At 48.8% G+C, this 26,588-nt stretch carries 31 protein-coding genes and 1 tRNA gene; 21 read left to right on the forward strand and 11 right to left on the reverse strand.

Translation table 11 applies throughout. The annotated features are described in order from the left end of the window. Positions 1–2 precede the first annotated feature (2 nt). The 4 genes from CTN_RS05555 to CTN_RS05570 all read left to right on the forward strand — a co-directional run bounded on the left by CTN_RS05555 (position 3) and on the right by CTN_RS05570 (position 3,205). Positions 3–344 (forward strand): FmdB family zinc ribbon protein, encoded by a 342-nt coding sequence (locus tag CTN_RS05555; RefSeq protein WP_015919608.1) that lies wholly within the window; start codon positions 3–5, stop codon positions 342–344. Further along, positions 310–1,209, forward strand: coding sequence for a polyprenyl synthetase family protein (locus CTN_RS05560; protein WP_038067575.1), 900 nt, complete (start codon positions 310–312; stop codon positions 1,207–1,209). Before CTN_RS05555 ends, CTN_RS05560 begins: the two co-directional genes overlap by 35 nt. 12 nt (positions 1,210–1,221) lie before the next feature. Further along, on the forward strand, positions 1,222–1,806 hold the full coding sequence (locus CTN_RS05565) for a DUF981 family protein (protein ID WP_015919610.1): 585 nt from the start codon (positions 1,222–1,224) through the stop codon (positions 1,804–1,806). Positions 1,807–1,879: 73 nt separating this feature from the next. Continuing rightward, positions 1,880–3,205, forward strand: coding sequence for a B12-binding domain-containing radical SAM protein (locus CTN_RS05570; protein ID WP_015919611.1), 1,326 nt, complete (start codon positions 1,880–1,882; stop codon positions 3,203–3,205). On the opposite strand, the gene CTN_RS05575 is transcribed toward CTN_RS05570, so the two are convergent. From CTN_RS05575 to recJ, 10 genes are all read right to left on the reverse strand, one after another. Then, positions 3,193–3,462: a rod-binding protein gene (locus CTN_RS05575; protein ID WP_015919612.1), complete on the reverse strand. Its 270-nt coding sequence runs from the start codon at positions 3,460–3,462 to the stop codon at positions 3,193–3,195. The genes CTN_RS05570 and CTN_RS05575 overlap by 13 nt on opposite strands. A gap of 9 nt (positions 3,463–3,471) precedes the next feature. Then, positions 3,472–4,464 carry a flagellar basal body P-ring protein FlgI gene (locus tag CTN_RS05580; protein WP_015919613.1) on the reverse strand — a complete coding sequence of 331 codons (993 nt, stop codon included), beginning with the start codon at positions 4,462–4,464 and terminating at the stop codon, positions 3,472–3,474. 11 nt (positions 4,465–4,475) lie between these two features. Next, a complete protein-coding gene (locus CTN_RS05585) occupies positions 4,476–5,078 on the reverse strand; it encodes a flagellar basal body L-ring protein FlgH (RefSeq protein ID WP_015919614.1) in 603 nt (200 codons plus the stop codon). Continuing rightward, positions 5,075–5,938: a flagellar basal body P-ring formation chaperone FlgA gene (gene flgA / locus CTN_RS05590; protein ID WP_015919615.1), complete on the reverse strand. Its 864-nt coding sequence runs from the start codon at positions 5,936–5,938 to the stop codon at positions 5,075–5,077. The genes CTN_RS05585 and flgA overlap by 4 nt, the downstream gene beginning before the upstream one ends. A 6-nt stretch (positions 5,939–5,944) precedes the next feature. Next, entirely contained in the window at positions 5,945–6,730 is a 786-nt protein-coding gene (gene flgG, locus CTN_RS05595; RefSeq protein ID WP_038067586.1) for a flagellar basal-body rod protein FlgG, read from the reverse strand. Positions 6,731–6,747: 17 nt separating this feature from the next. After that, positions 6,748–7,497 carry a flagellar hook-basal body protein gene (locus CTN_RS05600; protein WP_038067589.1) on the reverse strand — a complete coding sequence of 250 codons (750 nt, stop codon included), beginning with the start codon at positions 7,495–7,497 and terminating at the stop codon, positions 6,748–6,750. Positions 7,498–7,502: 5 nt separating this feature from the next. After that, the gene (gene mreB, locus CTN_RS05605) at positions 7,503–8,513 is read right to left on the reverse strand and encodes a rod shape-determining protein (RefSeq protein WP_015919618.1); all 1,011 of its coding nucleotides are present in this window, start codon (positions 8,511–8,513) and stop codon (positions 7,503–7,505) included. A gap of 59 nt (positions 8,514–8,572) precedes the next feature. Further along, positions 8,573–8,648: transfer RNA gene (locus CTN_RS05610), tRNA-Arg, on the reverse strand. Then, positions 8,639–9,262, reverse strand: coding sequence for a RuvX/YqgF family protein (locus tag CTN_RS09705; RefSeq protein ID WP_015919619.1), 624 nt, complete (start codon positions 9,260–9,262; stop codon positions 8,639–8,641). Before CTN_RS09705 ends, CTN_RS05610 begins: the two co-directional genes overlap by 10 nt. Further along, complete coding sequence (gene recJ, locus CTN_RS05615) at positions 9,259–12,096, reverse strand: single-stranded-DNA-specific exonuclease RecJ (protein ID WP_038067591.1); 2,838 nt, start codon at positions 12,094–12,096, stop codon at positions 9,259–9,261. The genes CTN_RS09705 and recJ overlap by 4 nt, the downstream gene beginning before the upstream one ends. Positions 12,097–12,177: 81 nt before the next feature. Between recJ and CTN_RS05620 the strand changes: the two genes are divergently transcribed. The 3 genes from CTN_RS05620 to CTN_RS05630 are packed head-to-tail and all read left to right on the forward strand — an operon-like array spanning position 12,178 to position 16,260. Continuing rightward, complete coding sequence (locus tag CTN_RS05620) at positions 12,178–13,590, forward strand: HD domain-containing protein (RefSeq protein ID WP_041437684.1); 1,413 nt, start codon at positions 12,178–12,180, stop codon at positions 13,588–13,590. After that, positions 13,584–15,404, forward strand: coding sequence for a polysaccharide biosynthesis protein (locus CTN_RS05625; RefSeq protein WP_015919622.1), 1,821 nt, complete (start codon positions 13,584–13,586; stop codon positions 15,402–15,404). Before CTN_RS05620 ends, CTN_RS05625 begins: the two co-directional genes overlap by 7 nt. Further along, complete coding sequence (locus CTN_RS05630; protein WP_015919623.1) at positions 15,385–16,260, forward strand: glycosyltransferase family 4 protein; 876 nt, start codon at positions 15,385–15,387, stop codon at positions 16,258–16,260. The genes CTN_RS05625 and CTN_RS05630 overlap by 20 nt, the downstream gene beginning before the upstream one ends. On the opposite strand, the gene CTN_RS05635 is transcribed toward CTN_RS05630, so the two are convergent. After that, positions 16,156–17,046: a DUF1385 domain-containing protein gene (locus CTN_RS05635; RefSeq protein ID WP_038067628.1), complete on the reverse strand. Its 891-nt coding sequence runs from the start codon at positions 17,044–17,046 to the stop codon at positions 16,156–16,158. The two genes, CTN_RS05630 and CTN_RS05635, sit on opposite strands and share 105 nt — an antisense overlap. An 88-nt stretch (positions 17,047–17,134) precedes the next feature. On the opposite strand from CTN_RS05635, the gene amrA reads away from it, so the two are divergent. From amrA to CTN_RS05705, 14 genes are read left to right on the forward strand one after another with little or no spacing between them, the layout of a single operon-like run. Continuing rightward, complete coding sequence (amrA, locus tag CTN_RS05640; protein ID WP_038067594.1) at positions 17,135–17,659, forward strand: AmmeMemoRadiSam system protein A; 525 nt, start codon at positions 17,135–17,137, stop codon at positions 17,657–17,659. Positions 17,660–17,671: 12 nt separating this feature from the next. After that, positions 17,672–18,667: an AmmeMemoRadiSam system radical SAM enzyme gene (gene amrS / locus CTN_RS05645; RefSeq protein ID WP_015919626.1), complete on the forward strand. Its 996-nt coding sequence runs from the start codon at positions 17,672–17,674 to the stop codon at positions 18,665–18,667. After that, positions 18,634–19,683, forward strand: a complete 1,050-nt coding sequence (locus CTN_RS05650) for an FAD:protein FMN transferase (protein ID WP_041437689.1) — start codon at positions 18,634–18,636, stop codon at positions 19,681–19,683. The genes amrS and CTN_RS05650 overlap by 34 nt, the downstream gene beginning before the upstream one ends. Positions 19,684–19,687: 4 nt before the next feature. Beyond that, entirely contained in the window at positions 19,688–20,038 is a 351-nt protein-coding gene (locus tag CTN_RS05655) for a NusG domain II-containing protein (protein ID WP_015919628.1), read from the forward strand. Further along, entirely contained in the window at positions 20,032–20,574 is a 543-nt protein-coding gene (locus tag CTN_RS05660) for a Gx transporter family protein (protein WP_144399115.1), read from the forward strand. Before CTN_RS05655 ends, CTN_RS05660 begins: the two co-directional genes overlap by 7 nt. Beyond that, positions 20,504–21,103, forward strand: coding sequence for a Maf family nucleotide pyrophosphatase (locus CTN_RS05665; protein ID WP_038067600.1), 600 nt, complete (start codon positions 20,504–20,506; stop codon positions 21,101–21,103). Before CTN_RS05660 ends, CTN_RS05665 begins: the two co-directional genes overlap by 71 nt. Next, entirely contained in the window at positions 21,066–21,713 is a 648-nt protein-coding gene (gene radC / locus CTN_RS05670; protein ID WP_038067602.1) for a RadC family protein, read from the forward strand. The genes CTN_RS05665 and radC overlap by 38 nt, the downstream gene beginning before the upstream one ends. Beyond that, positions 21,710–22,258 carry an HD domain-containing protein gene (locus tag CTN_RS05675; RefSeq protein WP_015919632.1) on the forward strand — a complete coding sequence of 183 codons (549 nt, stop codon included), beginning with the start codon at positions 21,710–21,712 and terminating at the stop codon, positions 22,256–22,258. Before radC ends, CTN_RS05675 begins: the two co-directional genes overlap by 4 nt. A gap of 10 nt (positions 22,259–22,268) precedes the next feature. Next, positions 22,269–23,015 carry a deoxyribose-phosphate aldolase gene (deoC, locus tag CTN_RS05680; RefSeq protein ID WP_041437694.1) on the forward strand — a complete coding sequence of 249 codons (747 nt, stop codon included), beginning with the start codon at positions 22,269–22,271 and terminating at the stop codon, positions 23,013–23,015. Continuing rightward, on the forward strand, positions 23,005–23,613 hold the full coding sequence (locus CTN_RS05685) for a cyclodeaminase/cyclohydrolase family protein (protein ID WP_015919634.1): 609 nt from the start codon (positions 23,005–23,007) through the stop codon (positions 23,611–23,613). The genes deoC and CTN_RS05685 overlap by 11 nt, the downstream gene beginning before the upstream one ends. Next, on the forward strand, positions 23,598–24,707 hold the full coding sequence (gene tgt / locus CTN_RS05690; protein WP_015919635.1) for a tRNA guanosine(34) transglycosylase Tgt: 1,110 nt from the start codon (positions 23,598–23,600) through the stop codon (positions 24,705–24,707). The genes CTN_RS05685 and tgt overlap by 16 nt, the downstream gene beginning before the upstream one ends. Further along, on the forward strand, positions 24,704–25,501 hold the full coding sequence (locus CTN_RS05695) for a hypothetical protein (protein ID WP_015919636.1): 798 nt from the start codon (positions 24,704–24,706) through the stop codon (positions 25,499–25,501). The genes tgt and CTN_RS05695 overlap by 4 nt, the downstream gene beginning before the upstream one ends. Before the next feature lie 6 nt (positions 25,502–25,507). Then, a complete protein-coding gene (locus CTN_RS05700) occupies positions 25,508–26,314 on the forward strand; it encodes a mechanosensitive ion channel family protein (RefSeq protein ID WP_041437855.1) in 807 nt (268 codons plus the stop codon). Beyond that, positions 26,289–26,561: an acylphosphatase gene (locus tag CTN_RS05705; protein WP_015919638.1), complete on the forward strand. Its 273-nt coding sequence runs from the start codon at positions 26,289–26,291 to the stop codon at positions 26,559–26,561. The genes CTN_RS05700 and CTN_RS05705 overlap by 26 nt, the downstream gene beginning before the upstream one ends. Positions 26,562–26,588: the final 27 nt, after the last annotated feature.

The raw sequence follows: 26,588 nt of genomic DNA on the forward strand, positions 1-26,588 counted from the left end.
TTATGTATGTGAGGATAGACAGGAGGAAACTACCCTGTGTGGAAACCGAAGGAACGGTTCTCTGCACCACCTGCGGAAACAGTTATCAGATAGAGCCAAGGCAGAAACTGCATTCCATAATCGTCACGACGTGTCCACACTGTGGCCATCAGAACATAAACGTTGTGACCAACAGCATAAGGTTCATAGAAGAGGTCATCTCAAAGATAGAAAGACTCAAGCAGGATCTTCTCGAACTCAAAAGATCTCTCGAGATAGAGATGCAGCAGAACGGCTTTGTGGACAACTACCCGGAGGTGTTCAAAGCGGATGATGGAAAACAGCCTGAACCAAAACTCCTGTGAACTGGAAAGGGTCAGAGAACGCATCGTACAGATTCTTTCGAGGTTTTTCCCGGAACAGATAATGAAAGATCTGCCGCTTTTTGGAAAGATGTTGAGGGTGAGACTTTCGATACTCTCTTTCAGAAACAAAGGAGTGGAGATCGACGAAGATGCGATATCGTCTCTTGCTGCCCTTGAACTCGTTCATCTTGCATCGCTCCTTCACGACGATGTGATCGATGGGGCTCGCTTCAGGAGAGGAAAGGAGACGATAAACTCCCTGTACGGTGACAGGGCGGCGGTGGCGGCGGGAGATCTGGTCCTCGTCAGCGCGTTCCAGACCGTTGAAGAACTGGAAAACGACACTCTGAGAAGAGCGTTTTTGAACGTGATCAGAAAAATGTCGGAAGGAGAGTTGATCGAACAGTTGAAAAGGTACACACCGATCACAAAAGAAGAGTATCTCCGCATAGTCGAAGGAAAGAGTGGTGCACTCTTTGGCCTTGCTCTCCAGCTTCCTGCACTGCTGAAAGGAGAATCAGGAGAAGAACTCTACAAACTTGGTGTTACCATAGGAACCATTTATCAGATGTTAGACGACATCATGGACTTTGCAGAGATGGAAAAGATCGGAAAAGACGGACTCCTTGATCTTAAAAACGGTGTTGCCTCTTTTCCGGTGGTGACGGCACTGGAGAAATTCCCGGAAGCCAGGCAGATGTTTGAAAGCCGTGACTGGAATGGATTGATGTCGTTCATGAGGGAAAAGGAGATTCTGAGAGAGTGCGAAGAGACTTTGAAGACTCTTGTGAAGAGAGTGATGGAGGAAAATCCCTGGTTGAAGGATTTTGTGGAGGGAATCTTCAGGGTCAAAATCTTTTCATGAGGAGGTGTGTGTATGTTCGTTGATTACCTGACTGTGTTCATGGCAGATGTGGTTGCTGGACTTGGTGTTCTCATCGCTTTTGTTCTCAAGGGTTTGAACGATTCTGAGAAGGCAAAACCCTTCGCTCCGGCTTTTGCGGCGGTTGGTCTTCTGGCGATCGCCACAGGACTTCACATGGTTCTGACCTGGCCGCTTCCTGGAAGTCACAACATCGCCTTCGGTGAACCGTTCCTTCTGTACGGGTTCGTCTTTCTGGCGGCAGCCATAGCCGTTGCAAAGGGATGGGACCTCATGCCCACGACGATCTTTGCTCTGTTTGCGGGAATATACGCTATCATAGTCGGTGGTTCCATAATAGGATACGGAATGACAAGACATCCTGCTACCTCTGGACTCGGCTTCATCGTGGCAGGTCTTGTCGGTGTTCTGAGTCCCGTGGTCTGGAAACTCAGGGAAAACAAGGTTATAAGATTCCTTGGTGTCGTTCTTCTTGCGCTGACGCTTCTTCTGTGGTTCATCACCATGTACGGCTCTGTCACGGGACACATGAACCCGCAGGGAAGCTTTGGAAAGTGGACTCCAATTCCCATGAGGTGATAGAGAGGAAAAATCAGAAGGAGGGGCTGAAGCCCCTCTTTTTTTGTAATAGAATAGCCCTGGGGGTGGTTGTATGAGAGTTTTGCTCATAAACCCTTACAGTGGAGGGTACTATTACAGACTCGGGGCGGTTTACCCTCCCCTTGGCCTCATGTACATCTGCTCTTCTCTCAGAAAAAAGGGATACAGTGTGAACTTTGTGGACATGAACGTGGAGAGATTCGACTGGAAGAATTTCGATTTTGGTGAGTACGATGTGGTGGGAATATCCGTTGATACGGTGCGATTTCCTGTGGCAGAAAAGATCGCAGAAAGGGCAAAGGCCTGTGGTACTACGGTGGTGATGGGAGGGCCTCATGCAACGGCTTTTTACGAAACGATCCTTCGGCAAGGTCTGTGCGATTATGTTGTACTCGGAGAGGGAGAGAGGGCTTTTTCAGATCTTGTAGAAAGTATCGCAAACAAAGAAAAACACCCTCACATACCCGGTATCGCTTACGTGAGAGATGGAGATATCTTTGTGCTTCCTTCTCGGTTCATAGAGAACCTGGATGACCTACCTTTTCCTGATAGAGAGAAAGTGTATCTTTACAGGACTAAATTCGCAGGTGAGAGGGCAACGAGCCTGATCACCTCAAGAGGTTGTCCCTTCAACTGTGAGTTCTGCAGTGCCTCTCAGTTCATGGGAAGAAGAATCAGATGGAGAAGCGTTGAAAACGTGGTCGATGAACTGAAGATCTTGAAGAAGATGGGATACGGTTCTGTGATCTTCTTCGATGACAATTTCACGATAAATCCAAAAAGGGTTGTGAATCTATGCGAAGAGATGCTGAGAAAAGACCTTCGTTTCAAATGGTGGGCGTTTTCGAGGGCAGACGAACTCCTCGGGCATGAAGATATGGTGGAGGCGATGTCGAAAGCAGGCTGCAAAATGCTGTTCATAGGTTTTGAGAGTGCAGACGACGAGGTACTGGAAGAGTATGGGAAAAATCTGAAGTCCGGAATAGCCTTCGATGTGGTGAAATTTTTGAAGAAATACAGGATAGACGTGTTTGCAAGTTTTGTGATCGGAGCGCTGAAAGACACGAAAAAGACCATAGAGAAAACCGTGAAGTTTGCCAGGAAATTGAAAGCGTCCATCGTACAGTTCTCAATTCTCACACCGTATCCTGGAACAGCACTCTTTGAAAAACTGAAACATCTGATCGTGGAAAAAGACTGGAGAAAATTCGATGGGACCCATCTGGTGTTCAAGCACCCAAATTTCTCATCGAAGGAGTTGAAAAGACTTTTTATAAAAGCCTATTATGCTGTGTACACGTCTCCGAGGTTGATATTCAGACGGGGTATACCATTTTTGATTCGACTGCTCACTCGTAGAGAGGCCTACTCTCTTTGAGGAAGACTGGAGAATGTCTTTCCGCCGAGGCTCTTCATCACCATCTCCGTGAGCGGGCTCTGCTTTGCGGCCTGCTCTGCGTATTCGTGAAGGAGCATCTCTTTGAACCACTTCTCTGCGCTTGTTTCAGGGATCAGATCGTACTTTGGAATGGAGTTGTACATCTCTTTGAACAGTTTATAAAACAGCTCACTCACAAACTCCACGCTGGCATCCTTCAGATTTTTTATATTGTGGGAAACTCCCAGAACGTACATCCTTTCACCTCACATGATGATGAGTTCACCGAGTATGTAGCCGGATCTGTGAAGCACCTGAAGAATGGCGATGATGTCCTGGGGAGTGGCACCCGCCGCCTTCAGTGCGTTGACAAGGTTGGCCACGGTTGCTTCTTTGTCTCCAATCTTTCCGGCCGACACGCTCACCGTGAAGTTTCCGTACGTGATCACAAAGTCTGAGAGTTTCACGTCTCCTCCGAAGAGAACGGTACCGGTCCTTTCGTTGACCACTATCTTTGCGGGAAGATCCGGCTGCACCTCTATTTCTTCAACGAGTGAGAGAAAGGTGATGAGATCATCCTGAAAGGCACTCGGAACGGTGAGTCTAATCGCCGAGGGATCCACGGCTTTTGCAAGGTCCATCTCGAATTTTTCGTTTATTGCCCTTGCCACTCTCGCTGCGGTGGTGATGTCTGGATTTCTCAGAAGTATCGTCACACTGTCTCCTTCGAGCATCTCAGAAGGAATATCTCTTTCCACTATGGCACCTTCCGGGAGATAGCCGACCACCTTGTATCTCTTTTGAAGGCTGGCTGAAAGCTTCACATCCTCACCGCCAAGGGTCACAGAACCCTGAGCAACAGCGTAGACCTTCCCGTCTGCTCCGTAGAGAGGTGTCTGTATTAGGTATCCCCCGGCGAGAGACTTTGCATCGGCAATGGAGGCTACCACGCAGTCTATCCTCATACCTTCCTTCGCGAAAGGAGGAATGTCCGCAAGAACCATCACAAGGGCGGTGTTTCTCGATCTCAGGTCCTCCTCTGGAACCTGGACACCGAACTTTTTCATCATCTCAAGAAGGAGCGGGGAGTTCACGTTTCCGGAATCTCCCGTTCCGTTGAGTCCAACGACGAGGCCGATTCCGAAGAGCTGGTTGTCACGGGCTCCCCTGAAAAATGCGATGTCCTTTATTCTCGTGGTGATCGAAAAGAGAGAACTGAGAATCGCTAAGAGAAGAACGAGAAAAAGCGTTTTTCTCACTTTTCATCACCTCACGTGAACAATCCTGCAAGGAACGAGAGCACTTTGTCGAAGAAACTTTCCTTTCCTGGTTCCTCGCTGAAAACCAGTTTCCCGTTCACCCATATCTCCGAGTCTGCCAGTTTGGTAGAATCCACCTCGTTTCCTATTTCTATGTCGTCCGGCCTCACCTTTCCCTTTATGATGATCTCCTGGTAGTCCTTGTCCACCTTTATCGTCTTTCTTCCTTCCACCACCAGATTTCCATAGGGATCGACATCGACGACCACAGCCGAAACCTTTGCCACCACCGAAGATTTCATCTCTCCTCCCCGTGTTGTCTGTGGGGAGGGATTGTTGTTTATCGGTATGAAGTTGTTGAGGTTGAAGTTGGCGGCCGCACTCACCACGTTTCCAAGGATGCTCAGGAGGGTCTTCTGAATTTCGAGGCTTTCTCTTTCTGAAGACAGGTTGTTGTTTTCCCGAATCACTATGGTGACTATGTCACCGACTTTCGAGGCCTTTCGGATAGAGAGGAGATTTTTGTACTCCGACTCTCCCGAGGAGTTCCACATGGAGAAGGGAAAGATCGCTGTCGCCAGAAAGAGTATCAGCAGACACCACGCTTTCTTCATTCCGTCACCCCCAGTATTCTCAAAACGGGTCCTTTCTCAACTCTTCCGAAAACGTATTTTCTGCTTTCAACGTTCATGGCTTTCACAGTCTCTCCAAGATGTCCGTTTTCCAGTATCTCCACGAAGGTGGACACCTTTATGCTTCCAAGATCCACGTACGCCGGAACGATCTGCCCTTTCACCACGTCAGGAGGATGCTCTAACATATTCTTTGTGAGAACGGTACCGGATCTCAGGTATCTCTTAGACACCATCCCCACAACTTCTGAAACGTTGTAGAACGGCTCACCGTTGATTTCAAATATATCCCTTTCTTCCACGGTCACAAAGTCTTCCTTTATCACATCTCCCACGTTTATATTTCTCTTCAGGACCACCACATTCCTTTCTTTTTTGAGTACAACGTTCAGGGTCACGTAGGAACCATCGGTGAATTTCAGAAAAACGTTGATCAGGTTCTTCGATATTCTGGTAACTCTCACGTAGGAGAGGTTTAGATCCTGTGGGAACTTTCCGAAGGTTTTCACGACGAACGCTTCGAAGTCTTTCACGCCCACCTTCTTTTCGATTTCTTCGTGTACCACTTTTCTGATTTCGTCGGGACCTTTTACCGTTATCCTTATCTGGTCTGGTCCTGTGAATTCGTGCTCCGGGAACCTGATCTTCAGGAAACTTTGGGAAATAAGGTATTCAAAGCCCGGAAGTAGGACCATCAGGTCTTTGTCTGTATCGATCTTTTCGACGGTGAGGTCGTTCAGAGAAAGAACTCCTGGCGTGGCCAGGAGTGTTTCTTTCAGGGTGAAGGTTTCAGAGAAGAGGAATGAAGAGAGAAACGTCAACAGTATTAAAAAGAATCTCATAGTTCATCATCTCTTCACGTTGGTGGCTGTTCTCAACATCTCATCGGCTGTCTGTATGACCCTCGAGTTGAACTCGTACGCCCTCTGTGCGGTGATCATGTCCACCATTTCCCTGACGACATCGACGTTGGATTTTTCCAGAAAGCCCTGTTTTATGGCTCCAAAGCCGTCCTGACCTGGAACACCTTCTATCGGATCTCCGGACGCGGGCGTTGCGATGTAGAGGTTATCTCCTATCGATTTCAGACCGGATGGGTTCACGAACCTCACGAGCGTGATCGTTCCGAGTTGCTGTATGGTGCCATCCTGAAGTTCAGCCGAAACGATGCCGTCCGGAGAGACGTTTATCGAAACGGCGTTTTCTGGAATGGTTATCTCGGGTACCAGAAGAAGTCCGTTCGAGGTGACAATTCTTCCCTCGCTATCCACCTTGAAACTTCCGTCCCTTGTGTAGGCGATTCTGCCATCCTGAAGTTGAATCTGGAAGAAGCCATCTCCGGCTATCGCCAGATCGAGGGCGTTGCCGGTCTGCTCGAAGTTTCCAAGGGTGAATATTCGTGTCGTTGCCGCCGTCCTCACACCGTGTCCGACGTACAGCCCCGTTGGAAGGGTGGAAGTGGCGGCTGTTGGAGTTCCAGCGTTCTTCACGTACTGATAGAGGAGATCTTGGAATTCTGCCCTCACCTTCTTGTACCCTGTGGTGTCCACGTTGGCGAGGTTGTTCGCTATGGTATCGAGTTTGAACTGTTGTGCAGACATTCCCGTTGCGGCAGAGTAAAGAGATATCATCATACTCAGACACCTCCAGATCACTTCAGAGTAGCCAGGGAGTTGATGAGTTTTCCGTTCAGTTCATCGTTGACAAGGACCGCTCTCTGAGAGAGTTCGTAGTGTCTCATTGCAGAGATCATGTCCACCATCGCCTTCAGGGCGTTCACATTTGATTTTTCTACATAGCCCTGAAGAATCCTAAAATTTTCTGTGGGGGACGGATTTTCTCCGGTGAAGAGGGTGTTTCCAAACTTCTGAGGGTTTTCCACGGTGTACACACCGATTCTTGTTATCACGTTTCCGTTTTCGTCTCTCACATAACCTTCTCCATCCACCGTGAAACCGTCGAAGTACTCTATTCTTTCGCCGTTTTCATCCAGGAGGTATCCTCCGTAGTTTGTAACGATGTATCCACCGCTTCCCACTTCAAACTCTCCGTTTCTGGTGAAGTACTCCTGGCCGTTGAACTCTATCCTGAAAAACCCCTCACCGTCTATGGCGAGATGGTACGGGACCTTTGTTTCCTCGAGGGGGCCCTGGGAAAGATCACTTCTCACCTCGTCCAGCACGACAGCGTACTCGAGGGGACCTATCGGAACCTTTTCTACCCTCTTTTCGATGGGATCTGGCTCCTGTCTGAAGATTTCCCTTCTCAGGTAGGCCCTGAAGGCTTCCCTGTCCTGTTTGTAGCCAGCCGTGTCGACGTTTGCCAGATCGTTGGCTATTCTGTCCAGTTTTGCCATGTCGATCAGCATGCCCATGGAGGCGTTGTAGATGCCCCTCGTCACGAAGATCACCTCGCAAACGTTTCACAGACCGTCTTCAACAACCTTTCATCCTCCAGGAGAACACCCGTTCCTCTCGCAACACACGTGATCGGATCTTCGGCCACAATCGTCTTGACGTGGATTTCATCGTAGATGGTTCTGTCGAGACCTCTGAGGAGGGCTCCGCCTCCGGTGAGGTGTATGCCGTTGTTTATGATATCGGCAGAAAGTTCTGGTGGTGTTCTTTCGAGGACGTTCTTGATCTTTGTGAGAAGGGCCATGATGATGGGTTCGATGGCTTCTCTCACGTCCTCTGAGTTCACCCGATCTGTTCTTGGAAGACCCGTTACCACGTCACGTCCTTTTATTTCGACTTCGTAGTTCTCAAAGGCAGGGTGTGTCTTTCCGATTCTCTTCTTTATCTCTTCGGCGGTGGACTCTCCTATGACGAGGCCGTACTTTTTTCGAACGAACTTTACTATCGCTTCATCCATTGCGTCTCCTGCCATCCTCACCGACTCTCCAACCACCGTGCCGCCAAGGCTGATCACGGCTATGTCCGTGGTTCCACCACCTATATCCACCACCATGTTTCCTTCAGACGCCATGACATCTATTCCTGCACCTATTGCGGCCGCTATCGGTTCGGAAACGATGTGCACCCTTCGAGCCCCTGCGTTGAGACCAGCCTCAAAGACCGCCCTTTTTTCGACTTCGGTGATCTTCGTGGGAACCCCTATGATGAGGGAAGGCTTCATGAAGCTGAACCTTCCCACTATGCGCCTTAGAAAACTTCGAATGATCGCTTCTATGGTTTTGTAGTCCGCTATCACACCGTCTTTCATCGGACGGATAGCTTTCAATCCTTCAGGGGTCTTTCCGAGCATCTTCTTTGCTTCCTCACCGATTGCGACGATCTCTTCCGTCTTCTCCGATATCGCCACAACGGAGGGCTCGTGCAGAACGATTCCTTCACCTCTTTTGTAAACGATGATAGATGCTGTTCCCAGGTCTATGCCGATGTCTCCCTTTGGCATATCGAAAACCTCCTCGTTCTGATTCTTCTTTCTTCAGGTGGGATATTCCTAAAAAAATCTGGTGTGCCTGGCGGGACTCGAACCCGCAACCTCTGGATCCGGAGTCCAGCGCTCTATCCGTTGAGCTACAGGCACACCAGTTCTCCTCTTTCCGATAGATATTTTTTCAGCTGTTCACACTCTTTTCCTGAGATGATAAGATCGTACTTTTTCTCGGGAACGTTTCTTTCAACGAAGAATCCTTTCTTGTAGAAAAAATAAGCAAGAACAGGGTCCTTCGTTACCACATCGATCTCTTTCGAATCCAGTTTCAAAGAAGGATCAGGAAACTCGTACAGAAGAACCTTCCTGTCTGAAACGCTTTCCAGCGAAAGATTTACCTTCTTTCTTCTGTCTTCGATCTTCGTGCATCCCGCTGGATTTTCGACAAAAGACTGAAATATAAGAGCCGCACTCACCGCGTCGTCTCTTTTCGATACCTTACTTGCGATCCTCGTTGTGAGTCTTTCGTCGCACAGATAGGTCTCGTACTTTTTCGAAAAAGACAGGGCAACTTCGACTGTTTTGAACGTTTGCTGTGAGTATCGACCACTCATCGAAAGGGGCATTCCAAAAACTATTTTATCAGGATTCAGTCTCTCCACGAACTTTTTGAGTTCCCTGGTAGGTACGACCACGCTGTCCTGTGGAAGAATCTTTCCAAAGGCTACACCGCATTTTCTCTCACCGTAATCTATCGCAACGATCACCTTATCACCCTGTCCCTGAAGAAGGAGTACAGATCCTTCAGGTCTTCTGTGAGAACAGAAACCGTATCTTCGAAAACCCTCTTTTCAAGATCGCCCTCCAGAACTCTCCATGGAGTTTTCCCGGAACGCAACTCCTCTATCAGGTCCATGTACAGATCCTTCAAAACATTTCCTTTTATTCCGTAATCGCTTTCGAGGATCTTCTCCAGTTCTGTCCTGTCTTTCGTCTTTTCAGTTGCACAGGCTATCTCTTCCAGTTTATCCGGACTGGGGAACAGTCTTTCCAGTTCAGCCCTACGTCTTTTCATGTCCTGAGATGAATAGCACAGGTTGATGACAGCTCTTCTTCTTAGAAGGTCCACGATCTCGTAGATGCTGAATGGAAAGTCGTAGAAAATAATATCACCCCTGATATGGGTGGGCAGACCATCGGTGTTACTCGTGAGAATTGCCTTTCGAGCAGATCCGCTTTCTATCAATCCTACCACTTTCAATTTTTTCTCCAGATCCATGCCTGCGTAGTAAACGACCGCTTTCTTACCGAGTTTTTTGTAGATGTTCGGGATCAGTCTTTTTTCGGAAACCACTATCGAAAAACCGCTGGAACCTGCGAGTGTTTCAAGGTCGAATCGACCTCTCTGATCTGAAAACAGAAACTCTTCGAGTTCATTTGTTTTGAGATCCACAACCTCATATTCGCTGTTTCTCAAGAAGTCTTCAAGGGCCGGATTTTTCATCGAGGAGACGAAGAGAAATTTCCCGGGGTATTTTTCCAGAAGGTTCAGAAACTCCTGAACCTGACTGTTGTGGCTGTAGGATACAAAATCCTGGAATTCGTTTACAATGAACATATCAAAGTCGTTCAGTGGAAGATGTTTCAGGAAACCCACCAGAGTGAAAACAACGATGTCGTTTTCCAGACCCCTGGTGAAGACCGAATTCACATATCCTGATGCGTTCGATGAGCTGTATCTTGCCAGACAACCTGAGACGTTCTGTGCTGAAGCGTTCGTCAGAGAAATGATTCCAAGCCTTCCGCCGGTTTCTTCCTTCACCGAAAGGAGAAACTTCGTCCTGGAAGGGTATGGAATTCTGACCAGCAGTTTTTTCTCTTTTGCTTTTTTCAGAAGAGAACTCACTTCTTTGCTCTTCACGCGAAAAATCGGTTTCACATCCAGCGAAACAAGGTAGTAAGACAGGCCGTCTCCCATGGGCCTCAGGTTGACGACAACGCTACCCCTTGTTGGAGCAACGGGAAGGGCAGAAAACGAGTTCGAGAGACTCTTGAAGTTGTACCCGATCACTTCCAGTTTCCTTTCTCCATCTTTCAGGTGGAGAAAGACATTGCTGTTGTCTTCTCCGAAGAAGTGTATCTTCTCTATGAGCAGGTTGCTGAACAGGAGCACAGGCTCGGGATTTCCCTGACCAAACGGCATGAGAAGCTGAATGTCCTCGATGAACCTTTCATCGACGTCGTTGAGGCTCACTTCGGCATCCACCATCACTTTCTCGTCTTTCATCTCCAGGGCGACATTTTTCATGTACTCTTTGAAAGATTCCAGATGCTCTTTTCGGAGGGAGAATCCTGCAGCAGAAGAATGTCCTCCTATTTCATCGAATATCTCCAGGACGTCACCGGAGAAGGCGTTCATTATGTCGTAGCCGTTGTAACTTCTTATGGAGCCCTTGGCGTACTCATCGCTGAGAGAGACGACCGCCACGGGTTTTTCGTATCTGTTGGCAAGTTTTGCTGCTACGATACCTATAACCCCCACGTGCCAGTTTTCTCCGGCAACCACTATGATGGGATCTTTCCACAGATCGTTCGCCTCGATCTTCTCGACTGCCTCTTTGTATATCTGCCTTTCGATTCTTCGGCGTTCGTTGTTCAGCTCCATCAATCTTTCCACAACGCCTTCGGTTCTGGCAGGATCTTTCATCGTCAGCAGCACAAAGGCATCCGTTGCACTTCCCATACGGCCCGCTGCGTTGAGACGGGGGGCTATCTTGTAACTGATATCGTGTGAAGTGAGCTTCTTCAATCCCAGTTTCTCCAGGAGTTTTTTCAACCCCAGGCGTTCTGTTTTCATGAGGAGTTCTATACCCTTTTTCACGAAATACCTGTTCTCGTCAAGGAGAGACACCATATCGGCGACTGTTCCGAGGGCCACCAGTTCCAGGTACTTTTCGACATCGGGATATTTCAACACCTGGGCGAGGGCCTGTACGAGTTTGTAGGTCACCCCAACACCCGCAAGGTCCCTGAAGGGATAGTCTTCTCCTGGCACTTTCGGGTTCACAACGGCATCAGCGGGTGGAATGTCTCCATTCACCTCATGGTGATCGGTCACGATCACTCTCATGCCGAGTCTTTTTGCCAGGTCTATGGATTCAACGGCCGTGATCCCACAGTCGACCGTCACAAGACAGGAGACTCCCATCTCCTTGAAAGAAAGAACGTTTTCCTTCTGAACGCCGTAGCCTTCTTCGATCCGATGGGGGATGTAGACGTCCACCTTCCAGCCGTTCTCTTCGAGGAACTCTTTCAGCACGACGGCTGACGTTATTCCGTCCACATCGTAATCACCGTGGATCAGAACGAGTTGACCTTCGGAACGAACTTGAAGGAGGGTTTCAACGGCTTTCTCCATGTCTTTGAAGAGGAAAGGGTCATGCTGGCAGGTTTCATCTGTGAACAGAAAAGATCTTGCAGCCTCTTCTGTGTCGATACCACGGTTCACCAGAACCCTTGCGGCTATTTCGCTGAGATCAAAACGCTGTGAAATTCTTTTCACAGCGTGTTCATCAGGGTGTGAAAGTTCCCACTTTTTCATCCTCCGTAGTCTCCTTTTCTTTTTTAATAATTTTACCACATCTTCGAGTGATACAATTTTAGTTGAAAGGTGGTGGTGAAGGTGTTCAAGAAGGTTTCAAGGGATCCTGTACATTCGGAGATATATCTGTATCCTTTGGAAATACTTGTAGCCGATACGAAGGTTGTTCAGAGGTTGAGATTTCTGTCTCAGCTTGCGGGAGCGACGATGGTGTACCCTGGAGCAACGCACACCAGGTTTGCCCATTCCCTTGGAACGATGCACATAGCGGGTATATACGCCAGGAACCTGTTCGACGATCACAGTCGGATCAGGTTGATACGTCTTGCGGCCCTTTTGCACGATGTGGGACACGGTCCTTTCAGCCATCAATTCGACGATGTGGTCTTCAAAAAGTACGGTTACGAAGACGGCCACGATGAGTTCAGGGATAGACTGATCCTTGAGAAACTACCGGAGGAGATGAAGAGGGTCTACAACACTTACAACTCGAGGTTGAAGCGTGCGGTGGAAGAGGATGTGACGAAGACCGTGGGGGACCTTCCCATCGAGGAGGCGTTCCAGGAGATTGCAAAGAGGGTTGTGGAGATTTTCAGGGGGGAAGAGACGGGAAGCGTTGATTTCAACGTGATACAGGGACCACTGGGAGCAGACAGACTAGATTTCCTTCTGAGGGACTCGTACCACAGCGGCGTTGGACACTTTGCGCCGATGAACGTGGACAGGGTTCTCAGAAACTCCCTTGTCAGAGTGAAGGACGGAAAGGAAATCCTGTGCTATCATGTGAAAGTGGTGGACAACATTTACTCCATACTCTTCAGCAGGTTCATGATGTACAAGAACGTCTATTTCCACAAGACATCGCGTGCGGCAGATCTCATGATCCAGGAGATGCTCTCGTACGCCTGTGAAATTCTCAACCTGGAAGAGCGGCTGAAAGACCTGGATGAATTTCTTGAACTCACAGATTACTCCATTCTCAAAGAACTGGAAATGAAGGGTGACGAGAGGGTCAAAAAACTCATAAACAGGTTCAAGAATCGTGACCTGTGGAAGATGGTGGTAGAACGCCCGTTCTCTGCCGAGGGTTTTGATCCATCTGAGCTGAGCCTTTCGGCGGCACAGAATTTGATCGACAGGATAGTTGAGAACATCCGCAGTGTTTTGGAAAGCGGTGATGTAGAGGACGAAGACAAAAAAATCCTTTCCGACATCTGTGAGAGGAAAGACGATTACTTCAGAATCGACACACCCTACAAACTCACAATCTTTCATCCGGACGAATTTCTGCAGAACAACGTGTTCCTTTACGATCCAGGATCTGACGAGGTGCTCACCGTAGACGAATACGTGAAGAAGTATCCTGCTTACAGGTTGATGGTGAGTAACATGATACAGATAGTCAGGATATACGTAACGGAGGATGTGCGAGAGATCCTGTACAGGTACAGAGTCGTGCCGGAGGACGGAAGAAGGGCGGTCACAAGATGGTGAACATGAGGAAACTGTTGCTGTTTCTTCTGGACGCAGGTCTTACCCTCTTTTCCGGTGTGGTGGCACTCTTTGCGAGGTTTGGGTTCAACTTTCAGGAAATGCTGCGATACGATGAATCGATCCTCATATACACGATCGTATCGATGGTTGTTTACGTTCTGAATGGAAACTACTCCGTTGTGTGGGAGTACGCCAACGCAAGAGACTTTCTTCTGCTGATAAGGGGAAGTGTCATATCGTACATCTCTGCTCTCGCTTTTTTCTACTTCTACCGCGATGTCGTTCTTCCTCGCTCCGTTGGTTTTGCCACCTTCCTTGGCTCCATGATTCTCATCGTTCTTAGCAGGATCACCTGGCAGTGGTTGACGTTGAGCCGCAAAGGACGACCCACAGAAAAGAGGATCATGATCATCGGGGCCGGTGACGCGGGTGTTTCCATCCTGGAAGAGTTCGAAAAGCACCCCCACCTTGGAAAAGTGGTTGCCTTCATGGATGACTCACCACGGAAGATAGGAAGAAGGGTCAGGGGAATTCCCGTCTTTGGCCCCATCGACAGAACGATGGAGTACGTTGAAAGGCTGGGTGTGGATGAAGTCATCGTGGCCATCCCGTCTGCCACAAAACAGCAGATGGAACGTATCCTTGGAAGCATTGACCTGAAAAAAGTCAAGGTGAAAACCCTTCCGAGCATCAGAGAGTTGATGGAGGATCGGGTGAGACTCTCTCACCTGAAGGACATATCGATAGAGGATCTTCTTGGAAGAGAAGAGGTAAAGATCGACGTGCGTGGAATAGAGAATCTTTTGAAAGGAAAGAGAATCCTTGTGACGGGAGCTGGGGGGAGTATAGGATCTGAGCTCTGCAAGCAGATAGCGAAGATGAATCCTGAAGAACTCATCCTCCTGGGACACGGTGAGAACAGCATCTACCTGATAGACGAATTCCTCAGTGAGAATTTCCCGAATCTGAAGAAAAAAAGGGTAATAGCGGACGTTGCCTGTGAGAATCTCATGGAGCTTTGGATGTCAAGGCTGAAACCGGATATCGTCTTTCATGTGGCTGCCCACAAGCACGTACCATTGATGGAGGAAAACCCGCTGGAGGCTTTCCGGGTGAACACCCTCGGAACGATCAACCTGGTGGAACTCTCCAGAAAGATGAAGGTGAAACACTTCGTCTTCATCTCCACCGACAAGGCTGTGAATCCCACCTCCGTAATGGGCCTCACAAAAAGGATCTCGGAGCTTTACATTATGACACAGGATACAGACGATACGAAATTTTCGATCGTGAGATTCGGAAACGTCCTGGGAAGCCGAGGGAGTGTAGTGGAGAAGTTCAGGCGGCAGATAGAAAAGGGTGGCCCGGTGACCGTGACAGATCCGAGAATGAAGAGATACTTCATGTCCATACCGGAAGCGGTATCCCTCATCCTCCAATCTCTCCTGTACTCGTCCGGTAACGACCTTTTCATCCTCGATATGGGGGAGCAGATACCCATTGTGAAACTTGCAGAAACGATGATCATGCTCTCAGGATTCGTACCTCACCAGGACATAAAGATCGTCTACACCGGCGTCAGGCCAGGAGAGAAGATGTACGAAGAACTCACCTATCCTTATGAAAGAAAAGAATTCACACCTCACCCGAAGATATTCAGGGTGAAATCTGATTCTCTACCCTCCAGGGAAACGGTCCTTGAAGCGATTCTTTCCATGAAAAGTGCCCTTGAAAGAAAAGACGTGAATGCCCTCCTTTCTGAGATGATGAGACTCGTTCCGGAGGCAAAGTTGAATGACGGAGTTCTTGACTAGTTTTCTTTTGACCTGCGTACTTGCTTATTTTGGAAAAAAGACTGGTTTTCTCGATCGCCCTTCTTCCAGAAAAACCCACAGAAAAGCGGTTCCTCCAGTTGGAGGAATTGCTCTCTTTTTGACGCTTCTGATGTTCGAAAGGGACAATCCGGTCTTTCTCTACTCAACGCCCATGTTCGTCCTTGGGCTTTTTGATGACCTGTTCGATCTGTCGTACAGGCTGAAACTCATAGTCACCGGTCTTGTTTCGCTGTGGTTTGTGGTTTCGGCTTCAACCGGAACTTTCATCTTTGGGCTGGAGGTTCACCCCGTTTTTCTTCTTGTCTGGCTTGTCGGTATGATGAACGCCTTCAACGTGATAGATGGCCTGGACGGATTGCTGGGAGGGATTTCCGTTGTTTCTTCTTTTTTGATAGGTGAGAAAAGCCTGGCCTTTTCTCTTCTTGGTTTTCTTCCCATGAATCTTCCACCGGCGAAGGTCTTTCTTGGAAACAACGGTGCTTTCTTTGTCGGTGCTTTTCTTTCCATGTCGACTGTGAAGTTCTTTCATGGAGACGTGGGATTTGCCACCCTCTTTCTTGGTCTCCCCTTCTACGAGATAGTCTTCAGCTTTTTGAGAAGGGTGATTTCCGGAAGGAACCCCTTTTCCGCCGATGAACTTCACACCCATCACGTGTTCAGCAGAAGGATGGGGAAATGGCATGCACTCATCGTGCTGGTGGCATTTTCTTCTTTTTGCAACCTGCTGGGTTTAGCCGAGAAGTTCCACGTCCTCTTCCTTTTTCTTTTCCTCTGTAGCGTTCTTTTCCTCTCCTACAGCATGTTTCAGAGCAGCGATCGCAACCTCGATCTGTGAGTCGTCCGGTCTTGCCGTGGTCAGGTATTGAAGAAGATACCCTGGAAGATAGAGGACCTTCACCCATCCCCTTCCGTTGAAAAACGCAACGACTTTCAAAAGTTCGTAAGAGATTCCAGCGACAACGGGAAGCAGAATCAACCTCGAAAGTATCCTCGTCCAGGTGGAAAGATTCACCACACTCCCGAAAACGCTGAGAAGAACGATGGCCACGATCAGAAATATCATGAGAAAGTTGGTCCCGCACCTTGGATGTATGGTGGAATACTTCCTCACGTTCTCCACGCGCAGGTCTTCACCACGCTCGAACGCATGGATCGTCATGTGTTCGGCACCGTGGAATTGAAACACCCGTTTCACATCCCGAAACAGGGAGATGATCCACACGTAGAGGAGAAAGAGTCCAAGCCTGATGAAACCCTCAACGATCGAGTAAAGAAATTCTCCCCTTTTCTCCACAAGGAAGTTGGTCAGAAAGATTGGAACGACGATGAAAAGTCCAACAGCAAGTCCAATCGCAAGAAGCAGTGAAAGAATTTTTTCGCTGTTTTTCATCTGTTCACCGGAGGAGATCTCCGAAGAGAGGTTGAGGGCTTTTATTCCGAAGTAAAGAGATACGAACAGCGAATAAAAACCCCTTATGAAGGGAATTTTTGCCCACTTTGGAAAGTTCACCTTTCCCAGATCTCTGACGACGATCTCTCCGTTTGATTTTCTGACGGCCAGAGACACCTTTTTTGCTATCATCAGGACACCCTCGATGACCGCCTGACCTCCAACCTTCACCCTATCCACTCCTTCCGTGGTCTTCATCTTCAATAATACACCAGAATTTTTGTTGCTCCATAGTATAATTGTTCTGGTGGTGAGAATCATGATAGGTGAACATCCCTATGTAAAATGGGCGATAAGAGTGATAGAGAATTATGTGAAGTATGGAAAGATCTTGGAACCAGATGAATCGGTTCCAAGAGAGCTTTTCGAAAGAAGGGCCGGTGCTTTTGTCACCCTTCACAAAGTGGATGGATCTTTGAGGGGTTGCATTGGGACGTACCTTCCCACAAAGCCGAACCTTGCCCTCGAAATAAGGGACAACGCCATCGCAGCGGCCACGCAGGATCCCCGTTTCCCGCCGGTCACACCCGACGAGCTGGACGAGATCGTGGTTCACGTGGACATCCTGAGCCCTCCCGAGCCCGTCAGAGATATCTCCGATCTGGACCCGAAGAAATACGGTGTGATCGTCGTCAAAGGCTGGAGAAGGGGACTGCTTCTTCCCGACATAGAGGGTGTCGACGCCGTCGAGGAGCAACTTCGAATAGCAAAACTGAAGGCCGGTATCCCGGAATGGGACAACGATGTGGAGATATACAGGTTCACCGTTGAGCGCTACAAGTGAGGAGGTTGGGACATGGAGAGGATGGCCATACACTTTGAACCTCTTGAGGGGAAAAAGGTAAAATGCCTTCTGTGCCCACACGAGTGTGTTCTCAGTGAGGGACAGACGGGTCTGTGCGGCGCGAGGAAAAACAAGGATGGTTTCCTTGTGAGTCTGAACTACGGAGAAGTGACCGCCATTGCCATGGATCCAATAGAGAAGAAACCTCTCTTTCATTTCAATCCCGGTGAACAGATCTTCTCTGTCGGGACGTTCGGATGCAATTTCAAGTGTGGTTTCTGTCAGAACTGGGAAATCTCCCAGGCAAGACCTGAGACCAAGAGGGTGACTCCCGAACAGCTTGTGAAGATAGCCCTGATGAATCGAGAGTCAAAAGGTATTGCCTTCACGTACAACGAACCACTAATCTGGTTCGAATTCGTACTGGACACCTCCCGGGTGGCTGTGAAAGAGGGAATGTACTGTGTGCTTGTGACGAACGGCTTTGTGAACGAAGAGCCGCTGGAACTTCTGTTCCAGTCTGTGCACGCTATGAACATAGATCTGAAGGGATTCAACAGAGAGTTTTACAGGGAAATCGGTGGCGATCTTGACGTCGTTCTCAGAAACATCGAGAAGGTGTACAACGCAGGAATCCATGTGGAATTGACGACCCTTATAATTCCAGGGAAGAACGATGACAGAGAAGATCTGAAGAGAGAATTCGAGTGGATCGCCAGTCTGGACAAAGACATTCCCCTTCACATAAGTCGCTACTTTCCAAACTACAAGTACACCATTCCTCCTACACCCCTTGAGGAACTCGTGGAGATATACGAGATGGCGAAGGAATATCTCAACTTCGTTTACCTCGGCAATGTGTGGGACGAAAGGTACGAAAGCACCTTCTGCCCGGACTGCGGCAGTCTTGTGATCAGAAGACAGGGATACGAAGTGGAGAAGGTGGGACTGGACGAGGAAGGGAAGTGCAAAAAATGTGGCCGTCAGATAGCAACGATCATCGGGTAACCAGAAGAAATGTTGTGATCTTTGCCGTTCTTCTTCTTGGAACCCTCGGAACTTTTCTTGCCTTCCTTCTTCTTCGTGGAAACGAGCAATACTATGAACTCAGAGGATTCGCACTCGGAACGAGTGTACGCATCGTGGTCTCTTCCAAAAAGATAAACCCAAAAACCATAGCTGAAGCCATCTTAGAAGACATGAAGAGAATCACCTACAAGTTCTCCACAACCGATGAAAGAAGTGTGGTGAAGAAGATCAACGATCACACTGGAGAGTGGGTGGAAGTTGACGAGGAAACTTACAGTTTGATAAAGGCGGCCTATGCGTTCGCTGAACTCACAGAGGGTGCCTTCGATCCCACGGTGGGAAAACTCCTGGAGGTGTGGGGATTCACTGGAAACTATGAAAACCTCAGGGTCCCTTCAAACGATGAGATAGAGAAGGCTCTGAGTTCTGTCGGATACCGGAATATTCTTCTTGACGACAGGCACTTTCGGGTGATGGTGAAGAACGGTTCAAAGATAGATCTTGGGGGGATAGCGAAGGGTTATGCCCTGGATCGTGCAAGACAGATAGCCCTCTCTTTCGACGAGGATGCAACGGGATTCGTTGAGGCGGGAGGAGACATCAGGATCATTGGGCCAAAGTTTGGAAAGTACCCCTGGGTCATAGGTGTGAAGGATCCAAGGGGTGATGACGTTATAGACTACATATACTTGAAATCGGGTGCGGTGGCGACCTCCGGTGATTACGAAAGATACTTCATAGAGGATGGCATCAGGTACCATCACATCATAGATCCATCTACGGGATACCCGGCGCGGGGTGTCTGGAGTGTAACGATCGTTGCGGAGGATGCCACAACGGCGGATGCCCTTTCCACGGCTGGGTTTGTGATGGCCGGGAGGGACTGGAGAAAGGTGGTCCTGGATTTTCCACGGATGGGAGCGCATCCTCTGATAGTTCTGGAGGGTGGAAAGATCGAAAAATCCGAGACTTTCAAACTGTTCGAGAGAGAGTGAAAGAATGAGGAAGTTCTTTGAAAAAAGAGATCTTCTCATCTTTTTGATCGTACTGTTTTCTATCGGGCTTTCGTTCGTTGTTCCGAGGGGAAATGGAGAAAAAGTCGTTGTCGAGGGAAAAGATTTCAGGAAGGTTCTGGAAAAGCCGGGACTCTACGACATCACAGAAGACGGAAGATTCCTCATGAGGGTGGAGTTCGACGGGAAAAAGGTCAGAGTGGTTGAGTCCACGTGTCCTTTGAAGATCTGTGTGAAAACAGGCTGGGTTGGCCCCGGTGGAACCATAGTGTGTGTGCCGAACGAGGTGATAATATACTTCGAAGGAAAAACGGATTACGATACAGAAACATGGTGAGAAGAACCGCGTTTCTTTCTATTCTTACTGCCCTTTCTTCCGTTATGTACACGGTGGAGAACTTCCTACCGTTTCCAGTACCCTTTGGAAGGTGGGGATTTTCGAACTCCGTGGTTCTTCTGGTGGCATCGGAAGTGGGGCTTCTGGACGCCCTGATCGTCTCTTCGGTCAAGAGTATCATGGGTTCACTCTTCAGTGGACGGTTTCTCTCTCCTTCCTTTTTGACGGGTCTTTCCGGAGCGGTTTCTGCTGCCGTCGTTGAATCGTTGCTTGCAAGGTTTGGGTTTGGCTTTCTTGGTTTGAGTCTTGCTGGATCGTTTGCAAGCAACCTTGCACAGCTGATGGTGATCTCACTCCTGCTGAAGAGTACAAAGACCTTTCTGCTGTTCAACGTCATGGTGGGGCTTGGTATGATCTCTGCCAGCGTCAACGCTTTCATCGCCAGCAGAATGGGAGGGATCGTGTTTGAGAATTATTCTGGCTTCTTCTTCACCAAGGAGAAAGGAGCTGATGAAACTCCTGGGAATAGAGTTTGAGATCAAACCACCTGAGATCGAAGAAAACGTTTCTGGAGAGCCAGCCGAAGTGGTGAAAGAACTTTCCCTGAAAAAGGCAGCACACGTTTTCCAGAGGAAAGGATCTGAGAACGTTCTGGTCATCGGTTCTGACACGGTGGTTGTTCTGGATGGGAAGATCCTGGGAAAACCCAAAACAGAAGAGGAAGCAAAAGATTTCCTCAGGAGATTGTCTGGAAGATGGCACACGGTGTACACCGGGGTTGCCTTCGTGTCCAGTTCTGAAAAAGACGTCTTTGTCTCTTCAACGGAGGTGAAATTCAGAGATATCCCGGATGAAGTGATAGATTACTACGTTGAAAACTACCATCCTTTCGACAAGGCAGGGGGGTACGGCATTCAGGATTTTGCCGCTGTCTTTGTTGAGAAGATGGAGGGAGATTTTTTCACGGTCATGGGCTTTCCAGTGGGACTCGTGTGGCAGTACCTTTACGAGAAAGGTTGGTGGAAGATTGCTCCCAAGAGAGAGGTTGATAAAGGCAGGACCTGAAGCCCTTTCGAACGAAGAACTCCTCGCCGTTCTTTTGAGAACAGGAAAGAAAGGAAAGCACGTTCTTGAGCTTTCAAAGGAGCTCTTCAGAAGATTCGATAACTCACTGGTGAAGTTGATGAATGCGAGCGTGGAAGAAATTGCGGCCATCGAAGGGGTGGGGATCGTAAAAGCGGTCACGTTGAAAGCCGCTCTTGAACTTGGAAAAAGATTGCACAGAGAGCTGGAACAGGTTCCGGAGAAACTCGACTCTGCGGGCAAGGTTTACAGGTACTGTCAGGACATGGTCTATCTCGAAAAAGAGGTAGTGAAAGTGGTGTGCCTGGACAGAAGATTGAACGTTCTATCCGAATCTGTCATCACGGTGGGAACCTCCGACAGGAGTCTGGTCCATCCAAGGGATGTCTTCAGAGTGGCGATCAGATCGAACGCTTCTGGTGTTATCGTGGTTCACAACCATCCCAGTGGTGATCCCACGCCCAGCAAAGAAGACAGAGCGATCACAAAGAATCTGAAAAGAGTCGGTGAGATCCTCGGGATAGAACTTGTCGATCATGTGATAATCTCAAAGAGGGGATACTACAGCTTCAGGGAGGAGGGAGAGATTTGATAAGCCGGGAAAACGCATTTGCTCTGTTGAAAAAACACGTCAGAACGAAAAATCTGATAAAACACTGTCTGGCAACGGAAGCGGTGATGAGGGCCCTCGCAAGGGAATTCAACGAAGACGAAGAAAAATGGGGAATAGCGGGTCTACTTCACGACCTGGATTACGACTACACCAAAGACAATCCGGACGAACACGGACTGAAAACCCTGGAGATTCTGAAGGAAGAGGACGTTCCTGAAGACGTTCTCAACGCGATCCTCGCACACTGTGGAAAGAAAGAACCCGAAACCCTCATGGAAAAAGCACTCTACGCGGTGGATCCGGTGACGGGGTTCATCGTGGCAGCGGCTCTCATCAGACCGGAGAAAAAACTGGAAGTGCTCGATGTGGACTTTTTGATGAGAAGATTCAAGGAGAAAGCCTTTGCAAGGGGAGCTAGCAGAGAACAGATCAGATCTTGCGAAAAGCTTGGACTGTCGCTGGAGAGGTTTCTGGGGATATCCCTTGAGGCGATGAAGTCCATCGCCTCTGATCTTGGTCTGTGAGGTGGTTTCGATGCTGGAGTACGAAATTGAAAAGGCAATAGTGAGGTACAGAGAGTCTTACGAGTTCAGGCCGTTCAGGGAGGGTGTTTCTCTCGAGGATGTGAGAAGAGCGATAGAGCACACAAACCTGAAGCCTTTTGCCACACCCGATGACATAATAAAACTCTGCCAGGAGGCAAAGGATAACAGGCTCTACGGAGTGTGCGTAAACCCCTGCTATGTTTCGATTGCAAAGAGGGAGCTTTCAGAGACCGATGTAAGGGTTGTCACCGTTGTCGGATTTCCTCTGGGTGCGAACGAAAGCAGAACGAAGGCTCAGGAGGCTACTTTCGCCGTTGAAAGCGGAGCCGACGAGATCGACATGGTGCTTAACATCGGCATGTTGAAGGCCAGAGAGTGGGAATTTGTCTACGAGGATATCAGAAGCGTTGTGGAGGCTGCGCGTGGGAAAACGGTCAAGGTGATACTGGAGACGTGTTATCTTGATCTGGAAGAAAAGATAGCAGCGTGCGTCATCTCCAAACTTGCAGGTGCTCACTACGTGAAGACCTCGACCGGATTTGGTCCAAAAGGGGCAACTCCGGAGGATGTTCACCTTTTGAAATGGATCGTTGGAGAGGAGATGAAAGTGAAGGCGGCAGGTGGGATCAGAACCTACGAAGATGCCGTCAAGATGATGATGTACGGTGCGGACAAGATAGGTACGAGTTCTGGACACAGAATTGTGATGGAGGGGGAGGAAAAGCATGGAGGTTGAAAATCTTTCACTGAAAGAGTTCTGTGAAAAGGTTGCAGAGAGAAAACCCACCCCCGGTGGGGGAGCAGTCGGTTCGGTTGTCGGCGCTCTGGCCTGTGCCCTCGCCGAGATGGTCGCAAACTTCACAAGGAAGAAAAAAGAATACGAAAACGTCGAACCGGAGATGGAAAGAATCGTTGAGGCAATGGAGGAAGCAAGAGAAAAGCTCTTTTCCCTCGCAGAAAAAGACATGAAAGCTTTCGAAAGGGTGATGGAGGCTTACAAGAAATCCGGGGAGGAACTTCAGAGCGCCCTCAAAGAAGCAGCATCCGTTCCGATGGACGTCATAAGGGTCATGAAAGATCTTGGGCACGACCTTGAAAAACTCGCAGAGTTTGGGAATAAGAATCTGGCTTCTGACACGCTGAACGCCATGGATCTCTGTCGTGCGGTGTTTCTGGTTGAAAAAGTGAACGTTCTGGTCAATCTGAAGAGTATAAAAGATGAAAAGTTCAAAAACGAGATGCTGGAAGAACTCGAAGAGCAGGAAAAGCAAATAGAGGGAAGTTACAGAAGAGTCAGAGAGTATCTGGAGGGAATCGTGTGGAGTTCGAAGTGAAAAAGACATCTGGAAAAGCAAGAGTCGGTGTTCTGAAACTACCGCACGGTGTTGTGAGGACACCCGTTTTCATGCCGGTTGGAACGAACGCGAACGTAAAGCTCCTCACACCACGCGATCTGGAAGAGGCAGGAGCGGAGATCGTACTGTCGAACACGTTCCATCTCATGCTCAAACCGGGAGTCGAGATCATAAGACTCCACGGGGGACTTCACAAATTCATGGGATGGAAAAAGCCCATCCTCACCGACAGTGGAGGATTTCAGGTGTTCAGCCTTCCGAAACTCAAGATAGACGATGAGGGTGTGACTTTCAAATCGCCGATAGATGGATCGAAGGTCTTCCTTAGCCCGGAGATTTCGATGGAGGTTCAGATCGCTCTCGGTTCTGACATCTGCATGGCCTTTGATCACTGTCCCCCACCCGACGCGGACTACGAGGTGGTGAAGGAGGCAACTGAACGCACTTACAGATGGGCCCTGAGATCCAAAGAGGCGTTCAAAACGGAAAATCAGGTGCTCTTTGGCATCGTTCAGGGAGGAGTGTATCCTGATTTGAGGAAGAAAAGCGCTCTTCAGATAACGTCGATAGGATTTGACGGATACGCAATAGGAGGTCTCAGCATAGGAGAGGAAAGAAGTCTCACGCTCGAGATGACAGAAATCACCGTGGAATATCTGCCGGAGGACAGGCCCCGATACTTCATGGGAGGAGGATCTCCCGAACTCATTCTGGAACTCGTCGATCGTGGCGTTGATATGTTCGACAGTGTCTTTCCAACGAGGATCGCCCGTCATGGAACCGCCCTCACCTGGAAAGGACGGTTGAATCTGAAGGCATCCTACAACAAGAGATCACTTGATCCTGTGGACGAACAGTGCGGGTGTTATACTTGTAAAAACTTCACCCGTTCTTACATACACCATCTGATAGATCGTGGTGAAGTTCTGGGACAGATCCTGCTCAGCCTTCACAACGTGAGTTTCATGATTTCTTTCATGGACGAGGTGAGACGCTCCATAGAGGAAGGAACGTTCAGAGAGTTCAAGGGCAAAATGATAGATGTCTATTCGTCAGGGGGTGTTAGTGTATGAAGAAGATCTTCCTTCTCTTTTTGATCGTGTCGGGCATGCTTCTTGCTTCTCAACTTGAGATTTTCTCTTCCTCAGGTGAATGGGCTTTCTTTGAAAATCCTGCAAGGGTGTTCACTATAAGCAAACAGGGGCTCATGGGATCTTACAGCGTTCTGTCCGACGGAGAGTCTCTTGGAACGTTTTTGATCGGGCTGTTTCAACCCCCCGAGGCGAACATAGCGGGTGCTCTGTTTTTGAAAAGGAGTGCACTGGAAAGCAGTGAATACGTCACCTCGGTTGAGTACGATGTTGCACTCTCTCCGGAGGAAAATGTAGTGGTTGGAGCTGGTGCTTCCCTCGCAATGGATCAGGATGGAAGGAAGAAACTCGATCTTCATGGCGGTGTCTTCGGGTATCTTCTGAAAGACGTTGGCTATTCTGTGAGCGTGAGAGATTTCACCCTGTGGAGCCAGGAAGGAACCTACATGGGTGGAGTGTACACGCTGAAGCTCTTCTACGACTCGTCCAGAAAGAACAGATTTTCCTACTGTCTTCAGTTCGATCAGGAGGTGCTGGAGAACAGAATAGATTTCGTGATAGGAAAAGAACAGAAGGCTGGCCTTGGCATCTCCATGGTGACCAACACCGACACGGGACAGAACGCTTTCAAGATATCCCTTGGATTCTATGCAAATGTGAACAACGTCTCAATAGGATTCGACACGTTCGTTCTGAGTTCTTCTGTCAGTTCGAATCCCTTCTCCGAACACCATTACACGAGAGGAACCGGTATTAGATTCGCCGTGAGGTGGTGAAAGATGCTGATAACAAGACTGATCCTAACGGCGATCACCGTCGCCCTGTCGTATTTGATTTTCAAATGGCTCTTCAAACTCATCGAAAAAAGCGTTGAAAAACTGGGGAAAGAGCTCCAGATGAGAAACACCATCAGGTTCTTTCTTGGTCTCATCATAGCCGTGATAGCCATCATGGTCGTTCTCGACATCTGGGATCTCAACCTTGCCCCCATGCTGGCGGGTGTCGGGATAGGAGGACTCGTTGTTGGTCTGGCACTTCAAGAGCCACTTTCCAATTTCTTCTCCGGGATTTTCCTGCTCGTTTCCCGGGCGGTGAAGGAAGGAGAAGCGCTGGAAGTGGGTGGGGTTTCTGGAACCGTCGAGGTGGTGAACCTGAACCACACGGTGATCAAAACGTGGGACGGAAAAAGGGTGATGATACCAAACAGATCCGTCTGGAACGACAAGATCATTCATTTTTGGCCTTCCAGTGTGAGAAGGCAGGAGATCACGGTGGGAGTTCCGTACTCTGCGGATCTCAGGAAAGTTGTGGAGATTTTTCAGAAGGCACTTGAGGACGAAGAGACGGTGGAAAAGGATCCTGCACCTGCGATCGTTTTCTCTGGATTCAACAGCTCCTCCATAGATTTCGTAATCAGGTTCTGGGTGAATCGTGATAACTTCTTCGAGGGTGTGAAAAGGCTTGCCTTCAGGATAAAGGATTATCTGGAAAAAGAAGGAATCTACATACCCTTCCCGCAACTCGACGTGCACTTCGACGAAGAGTTCCTGAGGGTGTGGAAACATGAAGGCCCTGAAAATAAGAGTTGAAGGGATCGTACAGGGAGTTGGATTCCGGTATTTTACCAGAAGGATCGCCAGAACCCTTGGTATAAAGGGCTATGTGATGAACATGGACGATGGATCCGTCTTCATCCATGCTGAAGGTGAGGAAGAAAAACTTCGACGGTTCCTGAACGAGGTATCGAAGGGCCCTCCGGCAGCCGTTGTAACGAATATAAGCGTTGAAGAGACCTCTCCAGAGGGGTACGAGGACTTCGCGATCAGATATTATTAATGTTATGTGACGTTGGTTGTGTGTATT

This window comes from Thermotoga neapolitana DSM 4359, from assembly GCF_000018945.1.
Lineage (GTDB): Bacteria > Thermotogota > Thermotogae > Thermotogales > Thermotogaceae > Thermotoga > Thermotoga neapolitana.